Source organism: Pseudomonas sp. NBRC 111123, assembly GCF_001320205.1.
GTDB lineage: Bacteria > Pseudomonadota > Gammaproteobacteria > Pseudomonadales > Pseudomonadaceae > Aquipseudomonas > Aquipseudomonas putida_J.
This window is the reverse complement of record NZ_BCAZ01000061.1, coordinates 12,352-32,715: the sequence shown is the minus strand read 5'-3', so window position 1 is coordinate 32,715 and position 20,364 is coordinate 12,352. Positions and strand designations below refer to the sequence as shown.

Genomic DNA, 20,364 nt, shown 5'->3' with positions numbered 1-20,364 from the left:
CGCTCGGTCTCACAGGCGCAGAAGATGTTGCGACGGGCCCCTCAGCGCTTGTTCAAACCTTTCGCCAAGCGGTCGCCACTTAGCTGGATCAGCGCCACCAAGGCCACCAGCATGGCAATCACGGTCAGCATGATCTGGCTGTCAAAGCGTTGATAGCCATACCGATAGGCAATATCCCCCAGCCCCCCCGCGCCAATCGCCCCGGCCATGGCCGACGAGTTGATCAGCGTGACCAAGGTAATGGTGAACCCACCGACAATCCCCGGCAGCGCCTCGGGCAGCAGCACATGCCAGACGATATGCCAGCGCCGGCAACCCATGGCTTGCGCCGCCTCGACCAGGCCATGGTCGACCTCGCGCAAGCTCACCTCGGCAATCCGTGCGAAAAACGGTGTGGCGGCGATGGTCAGTGGCACCACGGCGGCCCAGACGCCGTAGGTAGTTCCCACCACCAGCCGGGTGAAGGGGATCAGCGCAACCATCAGGATCAGGAACGGGATCGAGCGGAACAGGTTGACGAAGGCACCCAGCACCCGGTTCAGCAAGGGTGCCTCGAAGATGCCGCCTTTGTCGCTGGTGACCAGCAGCACCGCCATCGGCACACCTACCAGCAGCGCGACCAGCGACGACACGCCAACCATCAGCAGGGTGTCGAGCAGGCCTTCGAGCAAGCGATCAAACCACATGGCCCAGTACCTCCACGTCTTCAGCCCAGCGGCGGGCGCGTTCGAGCAATTGGTGCGTGTCGTGCGGCGAGCCCTGTATCGACAGGATCAGCTGCCCGAGCGCATGCTCGCCGATGGTCTCTACACCCCCCTGGAGCAGGCGCACGCGCCCGCCCAACTCCGCGAACAGGTCCGACAGCGCGGGCTCGCCGAGCAGGGTGAGCTTGAGCACCAGCGCACTGTCACGGCCCACCGGGCTGGCGCGCAGGCTTGCCTGCAAAGCCGCAGGCAGTTTGGTCTGCAACGGCGCGAGCAGGGTGCGGGTGACCTCATGACGTGGGCTGCCGAACACGCGCCAGACTTCGCCTTGTTCGACGATTGCGCCACGCTCCAGCACCACCACGCGCTGGCAGATGTCGCGGATCACCGCCATTTCGTGGGTGATCAGCACCACGGTCAGGCCCAGGCGCCGGTTGATGTCGCGCAGCAGTTCGAGGATCGACGCCGTGGTCTCGGGGTCCAGCGCCGAGGTGGCTTCGTCGCACAGCAGAATCTCGGGATCATGCACCAAGGCCCGGGCGATGCCGACCCGTTGCTTCTGCCCGCCGGACAGCTGCGCCGGATAGACGTGATGTTTTTCCTGCAGGCCAACCAGCTCCAACAACTCACGGACCTTGCGCTGGCGCTCGGCCTTGGCAATACCCGCCACCTTCAGCGGCAACTCGACGTTCTGCCACACGGTCTTGGCTGACATCAGGTTGAAGTGCTGGAAGATCATGCCGATGCGCCGGCGCAGCGCCACCAGGTGGTCCTCATCGAATGGCGCGATGTCTACCTGGTCGATCAGCACGCGCCCCTGGCTCGGCTGTTCGAGGCGGTTGATGGTGCGCAGCAGCGACGACTTGCCAGCGCCACTGCGGCCGATGATGCCGAAGATTTCACCACGGCGGATGTTCAGGTCGATGCCTTGCAGCGCGGGTTGTTGCTGGCCAGGGTAGGTCTTGCCCAGCCCGATGAAACGGACATGGGCGTCGTTGACCTCCGGGCGCAGGGCCTGCTCCCTGGCCGTTGGCGGCGATGGTTGTGCGGTGGGCGCCCTGAGCGCGTTGGCCTGGCTCATGTCAGCCTTCCCAACCGGCCTGGTACAGGCTGCCATGGGCCTTGTTCAGTGCCGAACGCACGGCAGGCGAGTGCTGGTAGATATCGACGAACCTGGCCAGGCGCGGGTCATCCTTGCTCTGCGGGCGGATGACGAACTGAATCACGTACTCCTTGTTTTCGAGGCCATCGAACAGCAACGCCGAAGTGGCATCGAACGTGTTGGCCAGGCGGATGTAGGCCGGGTAGCCCTGGACCAGGTCGGCGTCGTCATAGGCGCGCACCAGCTGCACGGCTTCGACCTGCAGGATCTTGAGCTTCTTCGGGTTGGCGACGATGTCGTCCTCGGTGGCCTTGTAGCCGACACCCGGCTTGAGGGTAATCAAGCCGGCCTTGGCCAGCAGCTGCAGGCCACGGCCGCTGTTGATCGGGTCGTTGGCGATGGCCACGCTGGCGCCCTCGGGCAGTTCGGCGAAGCTCTTGTAACGCTTCGAGTAAAGGCCGACGTTGTTGATGATGCCTGGGGCATAGGGCACCAGGTTGAAGCCGGCTGCAGCCTTGGCGTTCTCCAGGAAGGGGATGTGCTGGAAGTAGTTCACGTCGATGTCGCCGCTATTCAGGCTGACATTCGGCGCGATCCAGTCGCTGAACTCGATCAGCTTCACTTCCAGGCCTTGCTTGTGGGCTTCCTCCACCGCCGCCTCCAGGGGGATGGCGAAGGCTGCGGTGGTGCCGATTTTCAGCGGTTCGGCAGCGAAGGCGCTGGCAGACAGGCCGAGGGTGACGGCGATGGCCGCGACGGGCCGGAACAGTTTTTCAAGCATGGTGCAGGGCTCCAGTCGGGGCAGGGATGTGGGTGTTGCGGTAGGCGGAACCGGGGTGGTCGGCGGGCAGGTGCGGGTGAGCGCTGGCGAACAGCTTCTGGCGCAGGGTGCCGTCGGCGTAGGCGGTCTTGTAACGGCCACGCTGCTGCAGTTGCGGGACCACCAGCTCGATAAAGTCCTCATAGCTTTCCGGGGTGACGGTGCGGGACAGGTTGAAGCCGTCCAGGCCGGTGTCGTCGATCCAGGCGATCAGCTGTTCGGCTACCTGATCCGGCGCGCCGACCAGGGTTACATAGCGCCCGCCGAGGGCGTGCTGCTCCAGCAGGCGGCGGCGGGTCCAGGCGTTGTCCTGCAACTGGCGGGTGGCCGACTGGATGGCGTTGCCTTTGCTTGCACCAATGGGCTCGTCCAGCCCGTAGGTGGCAAAGTCGATGCCGGTAGAGGCCGCGAAGTGGGCCACGCCGGCTTCCGCGCTGGCATGTTGCAGGTACTCGGCGTACTTGGCCTGCGCCTGCTGCTCGGTGGGCGCGACGATCACCGTGATGCCCATGAACACTTTCACTGCCTGCGGATCGCGGCCGGCGGCCTGGGCAGCCGCGCGCACCTTGTCGACCTGGGCGCGGGTGCCGGCTTTATCCTGGCCGCTGATGAACACGCACTCGGCATGGTTACCGGCAAACGCCAGGCCACGAGGCGAGCTGCCCGCCTGGAACAGCACCGGCGTGCGTTGTGGCGAGGGTTCGCACAGGTGGTAGCCCTCGACCTTGTAGAACTCGCCCTGGTGTTGCACCTTGCGCACCTTGCCCGGCTCGGCGTACACCCGGCGTTGGCGATCGTTGACCACGGCGTCATCGGCCCAGCTGCCTTCCAGCAGCTTGTACAACACCTGCAGGTATTCATCGGCCTGGTCGTAGCGGCGGTCATGCTCGGGCTGCTGCGCCAGGCCCATGGCACGGGCGGCGCTGTCGAGGTAACCGGTAACGATGTTCCAGCCGACCCGGCCGTTGCTCAGGTGATCGAGGGTGGAGAGGCGCCGGGCGAACAGGTACGGCGCTTCGTAGGTCAGGTTGGCGGTGAGGCCGAAGCCCAGGTTGCGGGTGACGGCGGCCATGGCCGAAACCAGCAGCAGCGGGTCGTTGACCGGCAGCTGGATCGACTCCTTGAGGGTCACGTCGACGGCGTTGCCGTAGATGTCATAGGTGCCGACGATATCGGCGATGAACAGGCCATCGAACAGCCCGCGCTCCAGCAGGCGTGCCAGGTCGGTCCAGTATTCCAGGGTCTTGTACTGGGTCGAGGTGTCCCGTGGGTGGGTCCACAGGCCGTGGTTGATGTGCCCGATGCAGTTCATGTTGAAGGCATTGAGCAGGATCTGCTTGGCCATCAGATGGTCCCCCGGCGCGGTGGGTTGGTGTTGTTCAGGTAGTAGTTGCCGATGGCGTGGTACTTCCAGCGCACCGGGTCGTGCAGGGTGTGCACGCGGGCGTTGCGCCAGTGGCGGTCAAGGTTGTGCTCGGCCAGGGTGGCCTGGCTGCCGGCCAGTTCGAACAGGGTGGTACCGGCGGCGAGGGATACTTCCGTGCTGATCGCCCGTGCTTCGGCCACGGCAATCGAAGCGGCGGCGACGCTGTCGGTGTTGCTGTCGGCCTGGGCGTGGTCGAGGAATTCGCCGGCGCGTTCGAGCAGCGCTTCAGCGGCATGCAGGCGGATCACCAGTTGGCCGAAGCTTTTCAGGGTCAGCGGGTCATCGCTGGCCTTGTCCAGGCCGGAGTCGACCCATGGCCGGCTGCGTGTGCGCACGAAATGCAGGGCATCATCCAGGGCGGCGCGGGCGATACCGGTGTCGATGGCTGCGTGGAGAATCTGCGCCAGCGGGCCCACCGGGGTCGGGCGCTCGAAAGCGCTCTGGAAGGGCACCACGTCGCCAGCATCGACCCAGACGTTGTCGAAAGTCACCGAACCGCTGCCGGTGGTGCGCTGGCCGAAGCCGCTCCAATCGTCGATTACCTGCAGGCCCTGGCTGTCGGCTGGGACAAAGGCCAACTGCTGGCGGCCTTGATCGTCAATCACCGAGGTCGGAATACGCTGGGCGTAGAGCGCGCCGGTGGCGTAGAACTTGCGGCCGTTTATGCGGTAACCGGTGCCGTCACGGGTCAGGCGGGTGGTGCGGTCGTGGGCGGTTTTCGTGCCCAGCTCGGCCAGGGCGTTGCCGAAGCGGCGGCCTGCCAGCACTTCGGCATAAAGGCGCTGTTGCTGCTCGGGGCTGCCGTTCACCCTCAGCACTTCCAGGGCATAGAAGTGGTTCTGCGGGATCTGGCCGAGCGAAGCATCGGCTTGGGCGATGCGGGCGATGACCTGGGCCAGGGTGACGTTGGACACGCCCGCGCCGCCGAAGGCCTTGGGCACACTGATGGCCCACAGGCCGGAGCGGGTGAACAGCGCCAGTTCGGCGTGGGGCAGGCGGCGTTCGCGGTCGCGCAGGGCGCTGTCGCGTCTGAGTTGCTGAGCGATATGTTCAGCGACGGAAAGTGCCTGGGCGTCGCTGGTGATAACGGATGTAGTCATGGTGTTCTCCGGGGCCATGGGGCCGCCCTGCGGCCCTTTCGCGACGCAAGGCTGCTCCTACAAGGAACCGCGATCGCCTGTAGGAGCGGCCTTGTGTCGCGAAAGGGCTGCAAGGCAGCCCCCGAGGCCCTCAAATCAGATCCAGGAATGCCGGGCGGGCAGGGTGCCGTTGAGGTGGTAAGCGCCAACCGCGTGGTACTTCCAGCGCACCGGGTCGTGCAGGGTGTGCACCCGGGCATTGCGCCAGTGCCGGTCGAGGTTGAACTCGGCCAGGCTCGCGCGGCTGCCAGCCAGCTCGAACAGCTTCTCGCTGGCTTGCAGCGAGATCTCGGTGGTCAGCACCTTGGCTTCGGCCACGGCAATCGACGCCCGCGCTGCGGCGTCAGCATCGATCGGCCCGGCATTGACCTCGTCGAGTACGCGCGCAGCCTTGCGCAACAGCGCCTCTGCGGCGTGCAGTTCGAGCTTCAGGCGGCCGATATCGGCAATCACGTACGGGTCATCGCTGGCGCGCTCGACCTTGGCTTCGATCCAGGGCCGGGATTTCTCACGGACGAAGGCGATGGCATCGTCGATGGCTGCCTCGGCGATGCCGGCATCGATGGCCGCCTGAATCAGCTGCGAGGCCGCACCCTGGATATTGGGCAGGTCCCGCTGGCGCCAGTTGTCGATGACCAGTTCGGCATCCACCGGCACCTGATCGAGCAGCACGGTACCGCTGGCCGTTGTGCGCTGGCCGAAGCCGGACCAGTCGTCGACGATGCGCAGCCCAGGGCTGCCGCGACGGACAAAGGCCAGGCGCTGTCGGCCTTCGTCGTCCAGCGCCTTGACCGCCACCCAATGGGCGAACAGGGCGCCTGTGGAGTAGAACTTCTCACCGCTGATGCGATAGCCGTCAGCGCTGTGGGTGATTCTGGCCTTGAGCGTCAGGGTGTCTTTGGTGCCGCGCTCGGGGCCGGCATTGCCGATGCGCCAGCCGTCCAGCACGCTGCGGAAGATCAGCGCCTGCTGGGCTTCGGTAGCGGTCAGGCGCAGCAGTTGTAGCATGCCGAACTGGTTTTGCGGGATTTGCCCCAGGGCCGGGTCGGCGGCGCTGATCAGGCGGAACACCTCGGCGACGGTTGCGAACGAAACGTCTGGGCCGCCATAGGCCTTGGGTACGCTGATGCTGCCCAGGCCGCTGCGGGTGAACTGTTCGATTTCTGCCCAAGGCAGCTTGCGTTGCTGGTCGCGACGGGCGGCCTGTTCGCGGGCAATGGCGGCCAGCTCATGGGCGGCTTGCAGGGCTTCGGCGTCGTTGCGCAGGACCTTGGCCGGCAGCAGCAGGGGCGAGCTGTCGAGGTCGCTGTGGAATCGGGTATTTGGCTGGGTGGTCATCAGAACCGAACCTCACAAAGTGGATGCGTCGCTTCAGCTGATGGCGACAACGTTTGCTGGTCCGGTGGTCCGGTTTATATACCCTAATGGCTTATTAAAAGTTTATGAACTAACTCTTTGGAATATACATAGAAGAGAGGGAATTGCTGTGGATGCTCCGGCCCTTTCGCGGGTAAACCCGCTCCCACAGGGGACCGCACAGGTTTGAATACTGTGGAGTATCTGTGGGAGCGGGTTTACCCGCGAAGAGGCCGCAGAGGATTTATTCGGAAGCGGCAGTCCCGAGGAACTTGCGCAGGAACTGCCGGGTACGTTCTTCCTTCGGGTTGGCAAACAGCGCCTTGGCGTCGCCCTGTTCCACGATCACGCCCTTGTCGAAGAAGATCACCCGGTTCGCCACATCCCGGGCAAAGCTCATTTCGTGGGTGACGATGATCATGGTGCGCTTTTCCTCGGCCAGGCCGCGGATGGTCGTCAGCACTTCACCGACCAGCTCCGGGTCGAGCGCCGAAGTGGGTTCGTCGAACAGGATGACTTCAGGCTCCATGGCCAGTGCGCGGGCAATCGCCACGCGTTGCTGCTGGCCGCCGGAAAGGCGCCGTGGGTAGGCGTCTTCTTTGCCCGCCAAGCCGACCTTGGCCAGCAGCCGCCGGCCGAGTTCGAGGGCTTGATCACGCGGCGTCTTCTTGACGATCACCGGGCCCTCGATGACGTTTTCCAGGGCGGTGCGGTGAGGGAACAGGTTGAAGTTCTGGAATACGAAGCCAGCCTGCTGGCGCAGGCGGCGGATCGCACTTTGCTGGCCGCCGAGCGGGCGATTTGCATCGATGCTGATGGCGCCGATCTGGATCTGCCCGGCATCTGGGGTTTCCAGCAGGTTGAGGCAGCGCAGGAAGGTGGTCTTGCCCGAGCCGCTGGGGCCGATGATGGCTACCACTTCACCGGGTTGCACGGTCAGGTCGATACCGTTGAGCACGGTCTGGCCTTTGAACTGCTTGGTCAGGCCTTTGGCGACGATCATCTCATTGCTCCTGGTCGTGCTGGTTGACCCGCGCTTCCATGCGGTTCTGGAAGTGCGCGAGGATGCTGCAGAGTATCCAGTAGATCACGGCAACGGCCAGGTACATGGTGAACACTTCGAAGGTGCGCGCCGTGATCAGCTGCGCCTGGCGGAACAGCTCGGGCACCTGGATGGTCGCTGCCAGCGCGGTGTCCTTGACCAGTGAGATGAAGCTGTTGCCCAGTGGCGGCAATGCGGTGCGCAGCGCCTGGGGCAGGATCGCCCGGCGCATGGCCTGGGTGCGGGTCATGCCGATGCTGGCCGCAGCTTCCCACTGGCCACGGTCGATCGAGGAGATCGCCGCACGCAGGATTTCGCAGATGTAGGCCGCCATGTTCAGCGACAGGCCGATCAGCGAGGCAGGGATCGGGTCGAGCTCGATGCCGATCTGCGGCATGCCGAAGTAGATCACGAACAGCTGCACCAACAGCGGCGTGCCACGGAAGAACGAAACATAGACCCGGGCCAGCCAGTTCAGCGGCAGGATCTTCGACAGCCGCATCAGCGCAAGGGCAAAGCCCAGCACCAGGCCGAAGAACATGCCGCCAACACTGAGCAGCACCGTATAACCCGCGCCCTTCAGCAGGAAGGGCGTGGAGTCGGCAACGAGTTGCAGGCTTTCAGCGATCATTTGGTGACATCGGCACCGAAGTATTTCTCGGACAGCTTGGCCAGCGTGCCGTCGGCCTTGAGCTTGTCGATGGCTTTGTTGATTGCTGCCAGCAGTTCAGGCTCGCCCTTGCGCAGGGCCACGCCGCTTTCCAGACGCGAGAAGGCGTCGCCGGCAAGTTCAGTGTCCTTGGCCTTCTGGGCGTATTCCAACGCAGCCAGGCGGTCGATCAGGATGGCGTCGATGCGGCCGTTGCGCAGGTCGGCAAACTTGCTTGGGTCGTCTTCATAGGTGCGCACTTCGGCTTTCGGCACGTCCTGCTTGACCCACTGTTCGTAGTTGGTGCCCAGGCCCACGCCGACCTTCTTGCCGGCCAGGTCTTGCGCAGTCTTGATGTTCAGCTGCTCGGCTTTCTTCTTCAGGATCAGCGCCTGGATGCCGGAGACGGTGTAGGGCTCGGAGAAGTCGTATTTTTTCTTGCGTTCTTCAGAGATGGTCACCTGATTGACCACCACGTCCAATCGCTTGGATTCCAGCGCGGCGAGGATGCCATCCCACTTGGTCGGCTGGATCTTGGCCTTGACCCCCAGCTCCTTGGCCAGCAGTTCCGAAAGCTCCACCTCGAAGCCGGCCAGCTTGCCGTTCTCGTCCTGGAAGCTGAACGGTGGGTAAGTGCCTTCCAGGCCCACGTTGATCACGCCTTTTTCCTGGATGGTCTTCAGTTGCTCGCCGGCAAAGGCCTGGCCGAGCAGGCCGGCACCCAGCAGGATGGCCAGGCTGGCGTTGAGAAGCGGTTTGGCAAATTTCGACATGTCAGGCCCCGCGCTTGTTGTGGAAGTAATGGGTGGCGACTATAGAGTTGGCTTGTTAGGCCTGGAAATAATAAAAACTTATTTTGTTATTCCCGTTTTTGATCCGTGCCAGGTTTTGGCTGCTTTGAGGGTAGGCCAGGATGTTGAGGCCGTCATCGCGGCTTATGCCCGACTTAGCGCAGGATGGAATAAAGCGTTGTTTTTTCCAAGGGACGGATTTGCCGTAAAGTGGATTGCATAAAGACAGATTGGCCAACATCGGCAGGAGAACAGCGTGAGCGAACAACCATCATCTGGGCACTGGCAACTGCACAGCATCGTCAGTGGCCTGCGCGGTGCCCGCGAGCAATGGCGCAGCCGCAATGGCCGCAGCATAGGCGAGCAGGGCGGGCGCGAGTTGCCTTCGCGTGAGGCCATGCGGCAGATTCTCGAGCAGCTGTGCGGGGCCCTGTTCCCAATGCGCCTGGGCCCGGTTGACCTGCGTGAAGAGAGCGAGGACTTCTACGTCGGCCATACCCTCGACGCGGCGCTGACGGCACTGCTGGTGCAGGCGCGCCTGGAGTTGCGTTATGCCGCGCGCCAGCGCAAGGGCGACCTGACTGCTGTCGATGCCCAGGCCCTGGCTTTGATCCAGGGGTTTGCTGCGGCTTTGCCGGGCCTGCGTGTGCTGCTCGATACCGATGTGCTGGCGGCCTACCACGGTGACCCGGCGGCGCGCAGCGTTGATGAAGTATTGCTGTGCTATCCGGGGATCCTGGCGATCATCCACCACCGCCTGGCCCACCACCTCTATCAGGCGGGTTTGCCGCTGCTGGCGCGCATCAGCTCGGAGCTGGCGCACTCGGCCACCGGTATCGACATTCACCCAGGCGCGCAGATCGGCCAGAGCTTCTTCATCGATCACGGCACTGGCGTGGTGATCGGCGAAACGGCGATTATCGGTGAGCGGGTGCGCATCTATCAGGCCGTGACCTTGGGCGCCAAGCGCTTCCCGAGCGATGAGTCGGGCACATTGCACAAAGGGTTGGCGCGCCACCCGATCGTCGAGGATGACGTGGTGATCTATGCCGGGGCGACGATCTTGGGCCGGATTACCATCGGCAAGGGCTCGACCATTGGTGGCAATGTCTGGCTGACCCGCAGTGTGCCGGCCGAGAGCAACATCACCCAGGCCAACCTGCAGCTGGATTGCCAGGACAAGAACTGACCATTGTCTGTCCCGGCCTCTTCGCAGGTAAGCCCACTCCCACAGTATTCAAAACGTGCGATGCCCCGGTGGGAGCGGGCTTGCCCGCGAAAGGGCCAGAACAGGAGGGCGCCAATCGGCGCCCCGGTTAGCTTTGAAAGACGATCCATGTTTAACTTGAACGCTTGTTCAATGAAAAACGCTGGTCCGCTGCCGGTGTTCAACAGGAGGATTCCTTTGCTGAACCCGTTCATTCCGAACCTCACGTCTATCGACGAGGTGCCTGTTTCATGAGTGCACCGTCCCCATCCCTTGCCAGTGGCAAGATCCGCATGAACCCGCCGGTGTTCTATTTCGCGGCAAGTTTCATTCTCCTGTTCGGCCTGGTGGTCATCGCCTTCCCGCAGGCTGCCGGCGAGTGGCTGCTGGCAGCGCAGAACTGGGCGGCCAACACGGTCGGCTGGTACTACATGCTGGCCATGACCCTGTACCTGGTGTTCGTGGTGGTCACTGCGTTGTCTGGCTACGGCAAGATCAAGCTGGGCGCCGACCACGACGAGCCCGAGTTCAGTTACCTGTCATGGGCCGGCATGCTGTTCGCCGCCGGCATCAGCATCACGCTGTTCTTCTTCTGCGTGTCCGAACCGCTGACCCACATGCTCACCCCGCCCCAGGGCGAAGGGGGCACTGCCGAGGCCGGGCGCCAGGCGATGCAGATCCTGTTCCTGCACTGGGGCCTGCACGGCTGGGGCGTGTTCGCCTTCGTCGGCATGGCGCTGGCCTATTTCGCCTACCGGCATAACCTGCCGCTGGCCCTGCGTTCGGCGCTGTATCCGCTGATCGGCAAGCGTATCAACGGCCCGATCGGCTATGCAGTGGACGGCTTTGGCATCATCGCCACGGTGTTCGGCCTGGGCGCCGACATGGGCTTTGGTGTGCTGCACCTGAATGCCGGCCTCGACTACCTGTTCGGCATCAGCCACAGCCAGTGGGTGCAGGTCATCCTCATCGCGCTGATGATGGGCGCGGCGGTAGCGGTAGCCGTGGCGGGTGTGGAAAAGGGCGTGCGGGTGATGAGCGACATCAACCTGTTCCTGGCCTGCGCGCTGCTGCTGTTCGTGCTCTTCGCCGGCCCCACCCAGCACCTGTTCAATACCTTGATCCAGAACCTCGGCGATTACCTGGGCGCCTTGCCGCGCAAGAGCTTCGACGTCTATGCCTACGGCGAGCAACGCGACTGGCTGGGCGGCTGGACAGTGTTCTACTGGGCCTGGTGGATTGCCTGGGCGCCGTTCGTGGGGTTGTTCATCGCGCGTATCTCGCGTGGCCGCACCATCCGCGAGTTCGTCTTCGGCGTGTTGCTGATTCCGCTGGGCTTCACCCTGGCGTGGATGTCGATATTCGGCAACAGCGCGCTGGACCAGGTAATCAACCACGGCATGACCGCGCTCGGCCAGTCGGCGTTGGACAACCCGTCGATGAGCCTGTACCTGCTGCTGGAAACCTACCCGTGGAGCAAGGCGGTGATCGCCGTGACGGTGTTCATCAGCTTTGTGTTCTTCGTTACCTCGGCCGACTCCGGCACCGTGGTGCTGTCGACCCTGTCTGCCAAGGGCGGCGGTGCCGACGAGGACGGGCCGAACTGGCTGCGCATTTTCTGGGGCGCGATGACCGCGCTGATCACCAGCGGCCTGCTGTTCGCCGGTAGCATCGACTCGCTGAAGTCTGCGGTGGTGCTGACTTCGTTGCCGTTCTCGCTGATTCTGCTGTGCATGATGTGGGGGCTGCACAAGGCCTTCTACCTGGAGAGCCAGCGGCAGATCGCGCAGATGCACTCGCTGGCGCCGTTCGCCCAGTCACGCCGTGGCCGCGGTGGCTGGCGTCAACGCCTGAGCCAGGCCGTGCACTTCCCGTCGCGTGATGAGGTGTACCGCTTCATGGACGACGTGGTGCGCCCGGCGATTGCCGATGTGCGCGAGGTGTTCGAGCAGAAGGGCCTGGTGCTGGTGACCCAGGATGACCCGAGCCATGACAACGTCAGCCTGAAGGTTGGCCATGGCGAGGAGCAGCCGTTCATCTACCAGGTGCAGATGCGCGGCTACTTCACGCCGTCGTTCGCGCTGGGCGGGTTGGGTACGCAGGAGTTGAGGAACCGCCGTTACTACCGGGCCGAGGTGCACCTGAGCGAAGGCAGCCAGAACTATGACCTGGTGGGCTACAGCAAGGAGCAGATCATCAACGACATCCTCGACCAGTACGAACGGCACATGCAGTTCCTGCACCTGGTCCGCTAGATCTCCGGGGCCGCTTTGCGGCCCTTTCCGACCGGTCCGGCGCCCCGGCAAGGCCGCTCTTACAAGGGAACGCGATCTCCTGTAGGAGCGGCCTTGCGTCGCGAATGGAGGCCGAAGGCCTCCCCTGGGCCCATCAGAAAGGCGCATCCCCCAGGATGGTCGCCCGGTGCATCACCCGCCGGTTCGGCCGGTAGTCATCCACCGCAAAATGCTGGGTCACGCGGTTGTCCCAGAACGCCACGTCATTCTCCTGCCAACGCCAGCGAATGCTGAACGCCGGCTGCGTCGCATGGGCGAACAGCAGCTTCAGCAGCGCCTCGCTCTCCAGCTCGCTCAGCTCATTGATGCGCGTGGTGAACCCTTCATTGACGAACAACGCCTTGCGCCCACTGACCGGGTGCGTGCGCACTACCGGGTGTGACAGCGGCGGGTTGTTGCGCCGGGTGGCCTCCCAGCGGGCCAGGTCTTCTGCCGTGGTGCCGAAGCGCTCCAGCGGGAACGACTTGGTGAAGTCATGGGTAGCGGTCAGGCCATCGAGCATCTCGCGCAGTGGCGCCGACAAGGCTTCGAACGCCGCGATACCACTGGCCCACAGGGTGTCGCCACCATAGGCTGGCAACTGCTTGGCGCTGAGTACCGCGCCCAGCGCCGGGGTCGGCAGGAAGGTCACGTCGGTGTGCCATACGGCGTTGTCGCGCACGTCGGTGACCGCCGTGTCGAGAATCAGCACCTGCGGAGTCTCTGGCACGTTGGGGTAGATGGGGTGGATGTGCAGGTCGCCGAAGCGAGCGGCGAAACGCGCCTGCTGCTGCGGATTGATCGGCTGGTCGCGGAAGAACAGCACCTGGTGCTGAAGCAGCGCCTGCTCGATGGCGTCCCGCTGTTCGGCAGTGATGTCGCGGCTGATGTCCACGCCGCTGATCTGCGCGCCGAGCGCCGGGCTGAGGGGGGTGATGGTCAGGCTCATGTCGGTCTCTTCAATCAGGCGCCAGGCTGCTGGCGTGGTCAACAGGAATTCAGTGGCTCTGCCCGTGCCAAGGCACCAGCTTGCGTTGCAGGGCGCGCAGGCCCATCTCCAGGGCGAAGGCGATCAGCGCGATCAGCAGGATGCCCAGCACCACCACGTCGGTTACCAGGAACTGCGCCGCCGACTGCACCATGAAGCCCAGGCCGCTGGTGGCAGCGATCAGTTCGGCGGCGACCAGGGTCGACCAGCCGACGCCCAGGCCGATGCGGATGCCGGTCAGGATGTCGGGCAAGGCACTGGGCAGGATCACGTGGCGAATCAGCTGCACCCGTGTCGCGCCCAGCGACTGCGCCGCGCGCAGCTTGGCCGGGTCGACGGTGCGCACGCCGGTGGCCGTGGCGATGGCGATCGGGGCGAAGATCGCCAGGTAGATCAACAGCACCTTGGACAGCTCACCGATACCGCACCAGATGACGATCAGTGGCAGGTAGGCCAGCGGCGGGATCGGCCGGTAGAACTCGATCAGCGGGTCGAGGATGCCGCGGGCCACGCGGTTGTAGCCGATGGCGATGCCGACCGGGATGGCGGTCAGGGTCGCAGCGCCCAGTGCCAGGCCGATGCGGCCCAGGCTGGCGCCCAGGTGCTGCCACAGGCTGGCGTCCATGTAGCCCTGGGTGAGCAGGGCCCAGGCTTTGGCCAGGATGTCGCCAGGTGAGGGCAGGAACAACGGCTCGATCCAGCCGGCGGCAGTCACCAGCCACCAGGCGAGCAGCAGGCTGGCCAGGGTCAGGGTGCTGATCCAGCGGGTAGACAATGGGCGGCGCGCCACGGGGGCGGGCCGGGTGTGGCTGTCGCGTTTGCCGGCGACCGGCAGATCCAGGCTGCTCATGCGCGCTCCTGCAGGCTTTGGCGTTGGGAGAACACGCGGGCCAGGACATGCTCGCGGGTTTCAATGAAACGTGGGTCGGACTTGATCGCCCGGGCCGACTCGCCAGCCGCATAACGTTGGCCGAAGTCCAGTTGCAGGCGCTCGACCACGCGGCCGGGGTTGGGTGCCAGCAGCACCAGCTCGCTGGCGAGAAACACCGCTTCTTCGATGTCGTGGGTAATCAGGAACACCGGTTTTGCAGTGCGCTGCCAGACCTGCAGCAGCAGTTCCTGCATCTGTTCACGGGTGAAGGCGTCGAGCGCGCCGAACGGTTCGTCCATCAACAGCACCCGCGGGTCGGCGGCCAGCGCCCGGGCCAGGCCCACGCGCTGCTTCTGGCCGCCGGACAGTTGCCAGATGCGTCGATCGCCGAAACCGTCGAGGTCGACCAGCGCCAGCATCTCGCGGGCTTTGGCTTCACGCTGGGCGCGTGGCACACCGGCCAGCTCCAGGCCGAAGGCAACGTTGCCCAGCACGTTCTGCCATGGCAGCAGGGCATCATCCTGGAACACCACGCCACGCTCGGCACTCGGGCCCTGTACGGGCAGGCCGTCGAGGGTGATGCGCCCAGCGCTGGGGGCGACGAAGCCGGCGATCAGGTTCAGCAGCGAGGTCTTGCCGCTGCCGGATGGCCCCAGGGCCACCAGCAGCTGGCGTGGGCCCAGGCTCAGGTTGATGTCGGCCAGCACCGGGGCGGTGGCGCCGGGGTACTGTGCGCTGATGCGCTCCAGTTCGAGCAAGGCCATGGCAGGCTCCGTGCAATGCAGTCTTAGTTGGGGATGTACTGGGCGCTGACGTACGGCGAGTAGTCCGGCAGCACCGCTTCGACCTTGCCTTGCTGCTTGAGGAAGGTGGCCGTGTCGGTCAGCGCCTGGGTGGTTGGGGCGCCCAGTTCCTTGGCCTGGTCGGCGGCCAGCGGGTAGACGTTGCCCTGCAGCAGCACCGGGATATCAGCCGGTTTGGCGCCGGACAGCTTGGCCAGCTTGGCCACGTTGTCCGGGTTGGCCAGCCAGGCTTGCGGGTCCTTGCGGTAGTCGGCGTAGGCGTCGAGGGTGACCTTGGCGAAGGCCTTGACCACGTCCGGGTGCTTGGCGGCGAAGTCCTTGCGCACGATCCAGGCATCGAAGGTCGGTGCGCCTTTTTCGGCCAGCTCACCCGAGGTGATCAGCACCTTGCCGTTTTCCTTGGCCACGCCCAGGGCCGGGTCCCAGACGTAGGTGGCATCGATGTCGCCGCGCTTCCAGGCCGCGATGATTGCCGGTGGTGCGAGGTTGAGGATCTGTACCTTGGACGGGTCGATGTTCCAGCTTTTCAGTGCGGCCAGCAGGCTGTAGTGGCCGGTGGAAACGAACGGCACGGCGACTTTCTTGCCAACCAGGTCCTGCGGGGTCTTGATGCTGTCGCGGGCGACCAGGGCCTCGCCGGCGCCGATCTGGGTGGCGATGAGGAAGGTCTCGACCGGCAGCTTGCGGGTGGCGGCGGCAGCCAGTGGGCTGGAGCCGAGGTAGCCGATCTGCACGTCGCCGCTGGCCACGGCAGTGATCACGTCTGCACCGTTATCGAACTTGCGCCAGTCGATGCTGGCCTTGCTGGCTTTTTCGTAGTTGCCATCGACCTGGGCCACCTTGGCCGGGTCGACCGTGGTCTGGTAGGCAACGGTCAGGTCGGCGGCCTGGGCCAACCAGCTGGCGCTGGCGAGGGTCAGGGCAGCGAACAGGCGCAGCGGAGCATGCGGGATCATGGTGAACCTCTCGTCAGGCAATGGATGTCTTGGATGGCGAGAAGACTAGATGATCTAAGAAATCTAAAATAAATAACTTTTTAGAATTAGCTTAGGAGCCAAACGCTTTAACCCTGGCCGAAGGCTAAAAAGGCGACTGGCGCAGCAGCAATCCGCTGCTACCCTTTTTTCCCTTTGCGAGGGTGAGCGACCGGTTGTTGGTCGGCAAACGTTTGCAAATAACCTAAAGGTATGATTGACGGCGCCGATACAACTTTTCGCAGTAAAGGTTCCTACGATATTCCGTAAAAATCTTACAATTTCATAAGACGGTCATTTTGGATTTATAGGATTGTCATTATCCTGTAGCGCAGGGGGCGTCTTAGACCAAAGTCGAGAAACGTTTAGAAACGATTGACTTAATGGTCACGCTTTGGGGCTAATCGCCCATCCACGGTAGAGCGGGGCAACAGATCCTGCCGCCAGAGATACACAAGAATTAGAACGTAGAGGAGCAAAACATGTACAAGTCCAGCCTGGCTCTGGCCGTGGCAGTGGGGGTTTTCGCCCAAGCAGCAGGTGCCGCCGGTTTCGTTGAAGACAGCAAACTGGCGTTGAGCTCGCGCACCATGTATTTCAACAACGATACCCGTGAGGGTGGCGTGAACGACAACCGCGAGTCGGGTCAGGGCTTCAAGCTCGACTACATCTCTGGTTTCACTCAGGGTACTGTTGGCTTCGGTGTTGACGCTCAGGCGCTGTGGGGCATCCACCTCGATGGTGGTAAAGGCAAGCACCCTGATAACAGCAGCTTCTTCCCTAGCGCTCATGATAAGTCGGCAGAGAGCCAATGGGCTCGCCTCGGTGCGAACGCCAAAGCGCGCTTCTCGAAGACTGAAGTTCATTATGGTAGCGCCTTGGCGCCAAACCTGCCGATTCTGGTCTCCAACGATGGCCGCCTGCTGCCGCAGACCTTCGAAGGTGGCACCATCCAGTCGAAGGAAATCGACAACCTGACCGTCAACGCCGGTCAATTGACCCACGCCATGGGTCGTGCTTCGAGCAACCGCACCGGTCTGTCGGTTGCTGGCGCTACTGCAGAAAGCAACAAGTTCCGCTACGGTGGCCTGGACTACAAGCTGACTCCAGACCTCACCCTGCAGTACTACTACTCGAATCTGGAAGACTTCTACAAGCAGCACTTCCTGGGTGCTACTCACGTCTTCAAAATCTCGGACAACCAGTCGTTTAAGACTGACCTGCGCTATTTCGACAGCAGCAGTGACGGCAAGAATGGCAACGACAGCACCTACAACTTCAACAACAACGGCGGCTACGCCAAGAACACTGGCGAAATCGACAACAAAACCTGGTCGGCAATGTTCACCTACACCTTGGGTGGCCACTCCTTCCTGGTTGGTCGCCAGCAGGTAGGTGATGACGGCGGCTTCGTATGGCTGAACCAAGGTAGCTTGGTTAATGACAACGGCAGCTCCGAAGGTGCGGGTGGTTCGAGCTTCTATCTCTTCACTGATAGCATGATCAATCAGTTCGCTCGTGCTGGTGAGAACACCAACTTCGGCCAGTACTCCTATGACTTTGCCGGTCTGGGTGTTCCTGGTTTGAAGGCCTCTGTTTCCTACCTGCGTGGTGACGACATTCGCTACCGTTCTGGCCACGGCACCTACAATGAGTGGGAGCGTGACGCCCGTATCGATTACACCATCCAGGAAGGCACCCTCAAAGGCTTGGGCTTCAGCCTGCGTCAAGGTGTCTACCGTGGTAGCGGTGGCTCGACCAGCGAGTTCACCAAAGACCAGGATCAGGCTCGCTTCATCGTGAACTACACTTACAGCTTCCTGTAAGCCGTAGCTCCACAGAAAGCCTCGCCTAGTGCGAGGCTTTTTTGTGGCCGTCATTCCGTATGCTGAAAAGTTATAAATAAATCATTATTTATTCTTTTTGTTTCTCATCGATTGCAGGCACATTGAACCCATCAGCCAGAACACAGCACAGGAGCCGCACCCCATGAGCCTCAAACTCGGCGACATCGCCCCGGACTTCGAGCAGGAATCCAGTGAAGGCAAGATCCGCTTCCACGAATGGCTGGGCAGCAGCTGGGGTGTGCTGTTCTCCCACCCGGCGGACTTCACCCCGGTGTGCACCACCGAACTGGGCCTGACCGCCAAGCTCAAGGAAGACTTCGCCAAGCGCGGCGTGAAGGCCATCGCCCTGTCGGTCGACCCGGTCGACTCGCACCACAAGTGGATCGAGGACATCAACGAGACCCAGAACACCGTGGTCAACTTCCCGATCATCGCCGACGCCGACCGCAAGGTGTCGGACCTGTATGACCTGATTCACCCCAATGCCAGCGACACTCTCACCGTGCGCTCGCTGTTCGTCATCGACCCGAACAAGAAGGTGCGCCTGACCATCACCTATCCGGCCAGTACCGGGCGCAACTTCAACGAGATCCTGCGGGTGATCGACTCGCTGCAGCTCACCGACAACCACAAGGTCGCCACGCCAGGCAACTGGCAGGACGGCGACGAGGTGGTGATCGTGCCTTCGCTGAAGGACGAAGACGAGATCAAGCAGCGCTTCCCGAAGGGTTATCGGGCGGTGAAACCCTATCTGCGGCTGACCCCGCAACCTAATCGTTGATGAATTCCTCGTTGCATTGCTCTTAGCCATAGCAGGGATTTTCGGGCCGTTTCGACGGCCCTTTTTTATGTTTGCCTGGGCATGTGTAGCGCCAGTGAGATCGAGCGCCGCCCGCGCGGCGCATCGCGGATAAATCCGCTCCTACGTCCGTTTCGGGCCCGTCCATCCTGTGAGGTCACCGCTGTCCGCCTTGTTTGTTCCATTCGAATCGATTGGTGTCGCTGCTGCCGCTTCACCTATCTTCTGCCATGCGCCAAGTGTGCGCGCGCCAATGGCGCAGGAATAACTGGCCCGAAACAGATGTAGGAGCGGATTTATCCGCGATGCGCCGCGCGGGCGGCGCTCGATCTTGCGGGCGATGAAAGCGTCACGGCGTAAGGTTTAAATGGAATAAACAAATGAAAAAATATGATTTCTAGATATATGTGTGCCCTGTTAATGTCACCTCAACAGAACACAAGGCAACGCCGAAACCACTGACCGGCCGAGCCATCGCTCCACCACCTTACTCGCCCGTCAACGAGGCAAGCAGGTGCAACCCGAACCTCAATCGCACAGGAGAGCGCCATGCGCACAGTCTTCTTGCGTCGTGGTCTGGTCGCCCTGTTTGCGGCGGCTGTATCCTTCGGCGCCATCACCCAAGCCCAGGCCGAGAGCCTGCGTATCGGTTATCAGAAATACGGCACCCTGGTGCTGCTCAAGGCCAAGGGCACGCTGGAGAAGCGCCTGGCCGAGCAGGGCGTGCAAGTGCAGTGGACCGAGTTCCCCGGCGGCCCGCAGCTGCTCGAAGGGCTGAACGTCGGCTCGATCGACTTCGGCGTCACCGGCGAGACACCACCGGTGTTCGCCCAGGCCGCTGGCGCTGATCTGCTTTACGTGGCCTACGAGCCACCCGCGCCGCACAGCGAAGCGATCCTCGTGCCGAAAGGCTCGCCGATCCAGTCGGTGAAAGAACTCAAAGGCAAGAAAGTCGCCCTCAACAAAGGCTCCAACGTTCACTACCTGCTGGTCCGCGCCCTGGAAGACGCCGGTCTCAAGTACAGCGACATCCAGCCCGTCTACCTGCCACCTGCCGACGCCCGCGCCGCCTTCGAGCGTGGCAGTGTCGATGTCTGGGTGATCTGGGACCCGTATCAGGCTGCCGCCGAGCAACAGCTGCAGGCCCGTACCCTGCGTGATGGCAAGGACCTGGTCGACAACCACCAGTTCTACCTCGCCACCCGCAACTACGCCACCCAGCACCCTGCGGTGATCAGCACCCTGATCGACGAAGTGCGCGCCGTGGGCAAGTGGTCCCAGGCCAACCCGCAGGAGGTCACCGACCAGGTCGCGCCACTGCTCGGCCTGCCCGCCGACATCACCCTGACCTCGGTGAAACGCCAAGGCTATGGCGCCCAGCCGCTCACCCCGCAAGTGGTGGCCGCACAACAGAAGATCGCCGACACCTTCCAGGCGCTCAAGCTGATTCCCAAGCCGCTGAGCATCAAGGATGTGATCTGGACACCCCCGGCCAAGGTCGCCACAGCGCCTTGATTGATTCGCCTGCGCCGGGGCGTCGCCCCGGCTTGAGCCACCCTTGAGGAGACAACTC

18 protein-coding genes are annotated in these 20,364 nt (G+C 63.2%); 5 read left to right on the top strand and 13 right to left on the bottom strand.

Annotated features, from left to right (window positions below):
- Window positions 1-41: 41 nt before the first annotated feature.
- The 9 genes from APH27_RS23205 to tcyJ form a co-directional block, all read right to left on the bottom strand.
- Complete coding sequence (locus APH27_RS23205) at window positions 42-686, bottom strand: methionine ABC transporter permease (protein ID WP_060486001.1); 645 nt, start codon at window positions 684-686, stop codon at window positions 42-44.
- Complete coding sequence (locus APH27_RS23200) at window positions 676-1,785, bottom strand: methionine ABC transporter ATP-binding protein (RefSeq protein WP_027917639.1); 1,110 nt, start codon at window positions 1,783-1,785, stop codon at window positions 676-678. Before APH27_RS23200 ends, APH27_RS23205 begins: the two co-directional genes overlap by 11 nt.
- Window position 1,786: 1 nt before the next feature.
- Window positions 1,787-2,587 (bottom strand): MetQ/NlpA family ABC transporter substrate-binding protein, encoded by an 801-nt coding sequence (locus tag APH27_RS23195; protein WP_060486000.1) that lies wholly within the window; start codon window positions 2,585-2,587, stop codon window positions 1,787-1,789.
- On the bottom strand, window positions 2,580-3,971 hold the full coding sequence (locus APH27_RS23190; protein ID WP_060485999.1) for an LLM class flavin-dependent oxidoreductase: 1,392 nt from the start codon (window positions 3,969-3,971) through the stop codon (window positions 2,580-2,582). The genes APH27_RS23195 and APH27_RS23190 overlap by 8 nt, the downstream gene beginning before the upstream one ends.
- Window positions 3,971-5,152: an SfnB family sulfur acquisition oxidoreductase gene (locus APH27_RS23185; protein WP_060485998.1), complete on the bottom strand. Its 1,182-nt coding sequence runs from the start codon at window positions 5,150-5,152 to the stop codon at window positions 3,971-3,973. Before APH27_RS23185 ends, APH27_RS23190 begins: the two co-directional genes overlap by 1 nt.
- Window positions 5,153-5,287: 135 nt before the next feature.
- Window positions 5,288-6,529: an SfnB family sulfur acquisition oxidoreductase gene (locus tag APH27_RS23180; protein ID WP_060485997.1), complete on the bottom strand. Its 1,242-nt coding sequence runs from the start codon at window positions 6,527-6,529 to the stop codon at window positions 5,288-5,290.
- A 262-nt stretch (window positions 6,530-6,791) separates the two neighbouring features.
- The gene (gene tcyN / locus APH27_RS23175) at window positions 6,792-7,550 is read right to left on the bottom strand and encodes an L-cystine ABC transporter ATP-binding protein TcyN (RefSeq protein WP_060485996.1); all 759 of its coding nucleotides are present in this window, start codon (window positions 7,548-7,550) and stop codon (window positions 6,792-6,794) included.
- A gap of 1 nt (window position 7,551) precedes the next feature.
- Window positions 7,552-8,220 (bottom strand): cystine ABC transporter permease, encoded by a 669-nt coding sequence (gene tcyL, locus APH27_RS23170; RefSeq protein WP_027917633.1) that lies wholly within the window; start codon window positions 8,218-8,220, stop codon window positions 7,552-7,554.
- A complete protein-coding gene (tcyJ, locus tag APH27_RS23165; protein ID WP_027917632.1) occupies window positions 8,217-9,011 on the bottom strand; it encodes a cystine ABC transporter substrate-binding protein in 795 nt (264 codons plus the stop codon). Before tcyJ ends, tcyL begins: the two co-directional genes overlap by 4 nt.
- A 274-nt stretch (window positions 9,012-9,285) precedes the next feature.
- Between tcyJ and epsC the strand changes: the two genes are divergently transcribed.
- Window positions 9,286-10,218 carry a serine O-acetyltransferase EpsC gene (gene epsC / locus APH27_RS23160; RefSeq protein ID WP_027917631.1) on the top strand — a complete coding sequence of 311 codons (933 nt, stop codon included), beginning with the start codon at window positions 9,286-9,288 and terminating at the stop codon, window positions 10,216-10,218.
- A 311-nt stretch (window positions 10,219-10,529) separates the two neighbouring features.
- The gene (gene betT / locus APH27_RS23155) at window positions 10,530-12,491 is read left to right on the top strand and encodes a choline transporter BetT (RefSeq protein ID WP_177331717.1); all 1,962 of its coding nucleotides are present in this window, start codon (window positions 10,530-10,532) and stop codon (window positions 12,489-12,491) included.
- A gap of 133 nt (window positions 12,492-12,624) precedes the next feature.
- On the opposite strand, the gene tauD is transcribed toward betT, so the two are convergent.
- The 4 genes from tauD to tauA are packed head-to-tail and all read right to left on the bottom strand — an operon-like array spanning window position 12,625 to window position 16,127.
- Window positions 12,625-13,458: a taurine dioxygenase gene (gene tauD / locus APH27_RS23150; RefSeq protein ID WP_060486002.1), complete on the bottom strand. Its 834-nt coding sequence runs from the start codon at window positions 13,456-13,458 to the stop codon at window positions 12,625-12,627.
- Between the two features lie 49 nt (window positions 13,459-13,507).
- Window positions 13,508-14,347: a taurine ABC transporter permease TauC gene (gene tauC / locus APH27_RS23145; RefSeq protein ID WP_060485994.1), complete on the bottom strand. Its 840-nt coding sequence runs from the start codon at window positions 14,345-14,347 to the stop codon at window positions 13,508-13,510.
- On the bottom strand, window positions 14,344-15,132 hold the full coding sequence (tauB, locus tag APH27_RS23140; protein ID WP_027917627.1) for a taurine ABC transporter ATP-binding subunit: 789 nt from the start codon (window positions 15,130-15,132) through the stop codon (window positions 14,344-14,346). The genes tauC and tauB overlap by 4 nt, the downstream gene beginning before the upstream one ends.
- A 23-nt stretch (window positions 15,133-15,155) precedes the next feature.
- Window positions 15,156-16,127, bottom strand: coding sequence for a taurine ABC transporter substrate-binding protein (tauA, locus tag APH27_RS23135; RefSeq protein ID WP_027917626.1), 972 nt, complete (start codon window positions 16,125-16,127; stop codon window positions 15,156-15,158).
- Between the two features lie 500 nt (window positions 16,128-16,627).
- Between tauA and APH27_RS23130 the strand changes: the two genes are divergently transcribed.
- From APH27_RS23130 to APH27_RS23120, 3 genes are all read left to right on the top strand, one after another.
- Entirely contained in the window at window positions 16,628-17,971 is a 1,344-nt protein-coding gene (locus tag APH27_RS23130) for an OprD family outer membrane porin (RefSeq protein ID WP_027917625.1), read from the top strand.
- Between the two features lie 163 nt (window positions 17,972-18,134).
- On the top strand, window positions 18,135-18,773 hold the full coding sequence (locus APH27_RS23125; RefSeq protein ID WP_027917624.1) for a peroxiredoxin: 639 nt from the start codon (window positions 18,135-18,137) through the stop codon (window positions 18,771-18,773).
- Between the two features lie 567 nt (window positions 18,774-19,340).
- The gene (locus APH27_RS23120; protein ID WP_060485993.1) at window positions 19,341-20,306 is read left to right on the top strand and encodes a sulfonate ABC transporter substrate-binding protein; all 966 of its coding nucleotides are present in this window, start codon (window positions 19,341-19,343) and stop codon (window positions 20,304-20,306) included.
- Window positions 20,307-20,364 lie beyond the last annotated feature (58 nt).

What these genes read in the sequence shown, in the direction of transcription:
- APH27_RS23205 (WP_060486001.1), bottom strand. Translation starts at nt 686, where the DNA reads ATGTGGTTTGATCGCTTGCTCGAAGGCCTGCTCGACACCCTGCTGATG.
- APH27_RS23200 (WP_027917639.1), bottom strand. Translation starts at nt 1,785, where the DNA reads ATGAGCCAGGCCAACGCGCTCAGGGCGCCCACCGCACAACCATCGCCG.
- APH27_RS23195 (WP_060486000.1), bottom strand. Translation starts at nt 2,587, where the DNA reads ATGCTTGAAAAACTGTTCCGGCCCGTCGCGGCCATCGCCGTCACCCTC.
- APH27_RS23190 (WP_060485999.1), bottom strand. Translation starts at nt 3,971, where the DNA reads ATGGCCAAGCAGATCCTGCTCAATGCCTTCAACATGAACTGCATCGGG.
- APH27_RS23185 (WP_060485998.1), bottom strand. Translation starts at nt 5,152, where the DNA reads ATGACTACATCCGTTATCACCAGCGACGCCCAGGCACTTTCCGTCGCT.
- APH27_RS23180 (WP_060485997.1), bottom strand. Translation starts at nt 6,529, where the DNA reads ATGACCACCCAGCCAAATACCCGATTCCACAGCGACCTCGACAGCTCG.
- tcyN (WP_060485996.1), bottom strand. Translation starts at nt 7,550, where the DNA reads ATGATCGTCGCCAAAGGCCTGACCAAGCAGTTCAAAGGCCAGACCGTG.
- tcyL (WP_027917633.1), bottom strand. Translation starts at nt 8,220, where the DNA reads ATGATCGCTGAAAGCCTGCAACTCGTTGCCGACTCCACGCCCTTCCTG.
- tcyJ (WP_027917632.1), bottom strand. Translation starts at nt 9,011, where the DNA reads ATGTCGAAATTTGCCAAACCGCTTCTCAACGCCAGCCTGGCCATCCTG.
- betT (WP_177331717.1), top strand. Translation starts at nt 10,530, where the DNA reads ATGAACCCGCCGGTGTTCTATTTCGCGGCAAGTTTCATTCTCCTGTTC.
- tauD (WP_060486002.1), bottom strand. Translation starts at nt 13,458, where the DNA reads ATGAGCCTGACCATCACCCCCCTCAGCCCGGCGCTCGGCGCGCAGATC.
- tauC (WP_060485994.1), bottom strand. Translation starts at nt 14,347, where the DNA reads ATGAGCAGCCTGGATCTGCCGGTCGCCGGCAAACGCGACAGCCACACC.
- tauB (WP_027917627.1), bottom strand. Translation starts at nt 15,132, where the DNA reads ATGGCCTTGCTCGAACTGGAGCGCATCAGCGCACAGTACCCCGGCGCC.
- tauA (WP_027917626.1), bottom strand. Translation starts at nt 16,127, where the DNA reads ATGATCCCGCATGCTCCGCTGCGCCTGTTCGCTGCCCTGACCCTCGCC.
- APH27_RS23130 (WP_027917625.1), top strand. Translation starts at nt 16,628, where the DNA reads ATGTACAAGTCCAGCCTGGCTCTGGCCGTGGCAGTGGGGGTTTTCGCC.
- APH27_RS23125 (WP_027917624.1), top strand. Translation starts at nt 18,135, where the DNA reads ATGAGCCTCAAACTCGGCGACATCGCCCCGGACTTCGAGCAGGAATCC.
- APH27_RS23120 (WP_060485993.1), top strand. Translation starts at nt 19,341, where the DNA reads ATGCGCACAGTCTTCTTGCGTCGTGGTCTGGTCGCCCTGTTTGCGGCG.